This window comes from Synechococcus sp. R8-2 (assembly GCF_047461715.1).
Taxonomy (GTDB): Bacteria; Cyanobacteriota; Cyanobacteriia; order Thermostichales; family Thermostichaceae; genus Thermostichus.
On the sequence record NZ_JANSHQ010000149.1, the window covers coordinates 1 to 1,837 of the forward strand.

Sequence of the window (1,837 nt, forward strand, 5' to 3'; positions counted from 1 at the left end):
CAGGACTGATTGCCCCTGCACCTCCGTTAGTTAGCAGATGCGGGATCCTCACCAGTGCGCCGTTGGCCACAGTCTACGGCCCGCTTTGCGAATAGCCGTTTGGGCCATCCCAATCCCAAAGGATCCCATCTCTGCACCCCAAAGTTGCCAAAGTTGAATGAAGCTTATGATTCAAGCCGAGCCAAAAAGATTCGGCACAATGGGGAGAGCCATTTCACCAAGCTGTTGAGGACATCGCTATGGCCTACAAACTCTGGATCGACGGCCAATGGGTCGATAGCCAAGGGGGGGGGTTGATGACCATCGAGAACCCGGCCACCGGCGAGAAACTGGCAGAGGTGGTGGATGCCAGCCCTGCCGATGTGGATCGGGCGGTGCAGGCCGCCCAAACAGCCTTCTACGATGGCCGTTGGTCGAAACTCACCCCCGGCGAGCGCTCCCTGGCCCTCTGGAAATTGGCGGATCTAATCGAAGCTCGCGCCGCCGAATTGGCTCGCTTGGAATCGGAAAACACTGGCAAGCCCTACGAGTTCCTCAGCTTGGGGGGAGATCTGCCATTTGCGGTGGATAATCTGCGTTTCTTCGCCGCTGCCGCCCGCGACATCCATGGCTTTAGCGCCGGGGAATACGCCAAGGGCTACACCTCCCTCTTTCGCAAAGAGCCGGTGGGGGTGTGCGCTCAAATTACCCCCTGGAACTATCCGCTGATGATGGCCGTCTGGAAGATCGGCCCCGCCCTGGCCGCCGGCTGTACGGTGGTGCTCAAGCCCGCTCCTGCCACCCCCCTGACCACCCTGATGCTGGGAGAACTGATCGCCGAGGCTGGGATCCCGCCCGGGGTAGTCAATATCGTTACCGGAGGCAATGCCACCGGCCAAGCCCTGGTGGAGCACCCCCAGGTGCGCATGGTCAGCCTTACCGGCTCTACCGCCACCGGCAAGCAGGTGATGCGGACAGCGGCAGATACCCTGAAGCGGGTGCATTTGGAACTGGGGGGCAAAGCGCCGTTTATCGTCTTCGAGGATGCGGACGTAGAGACCGTTGCTGCCAAGGCCACATTTGCTGCCACCGTCAATACCGGCCAAGACTGTACGGCAGCCACCCGCGTCTATGTGCACGAGAGCAAGCTGGCGCAGGCGCAAGAGGCCATTGTAGAAGCCATGCGCAAAGTAACGGTGGGATCCCCTTTCGAGGCGGGAGTGGAGATGGGGCCTTTGGTCTCAGCAGCCCAGCGGGAGCGGGTGATGGGATTTGTGGAGCGGGCCAAAGCAGAGGGAGCCAAGGTGCTGACCGGCGGTCGGATCCCTTCCCAGCTTGCCCAGGGCTACTACTATGAACCCACGGTGATTGCCAATGTCGATCAAAAAGCGGAGATCGTACAGAGTGAGGTTTTTGGGCCGGTTCTCACGCTCGGCTCGTTTCGCGAAGAAGCGGAAGCGCTACGCTTGGGCAATGACGTCCTATACGGGCTGGCGGCTTCTGTGTGGACTCAAGACATCGGACGAGCGATGAGGTTGGCCGCCGATCTGGAGTTCGGCACCGTCTGGATCAACGACCATATTCCCATTGCCTCTGAGGCCCCCCATGGCGGCTTTAAGCAATCGGGATTTGGCAAAGATCTCTCGGCAGAAGCGGTGCGCGACTACCAAATCACCAAACACGTGATGATTGCAACCCGCTGAAGTGATGCCCATTTTGAACAGAAGATGACCACCAAACAGCGGCGGCTCACCAGGGGTATTCCCAGTCGCCGTAGGCCATTGGTGGCCTTGATTCCGACCTACCCCTTCCCCTTGGGAGAGGGCTTGGGGAACTGTCTGGAGCCGGTTTGGAACCT

The 1,837-nt window shown here is 59.9% G+C and carries 1 protein-coding gene; it reads left to right on the plus strand.

Annotated elements, in window-relative coordinates:
• Positions 1-239: 239 nt before the first annotated feature.
• Complete coding sequence (locus NW819_RS04210; RefSeq protein ID WP_414412980.1) at positions 240-1,682, plus strand: gamma-aminobutyraldehyde dehydrogenase; 1,443 nt, start codon at positions 240-242, stop codon at positions 1,680-1,682.
• The last annotated feature ends 155 nt before the right edge of the window (positions 1,683-1,837 follow it).

What these genes read in the sequence shown, in the direction of transcription:
- NW819_RS04210 (WP_414412980.1), top strand. Translation starts at nt 240, where the DNA reads ATGGCCTACAAACTCTGGATCGACGGCCAATGGGTCGATAGCCAAGGG.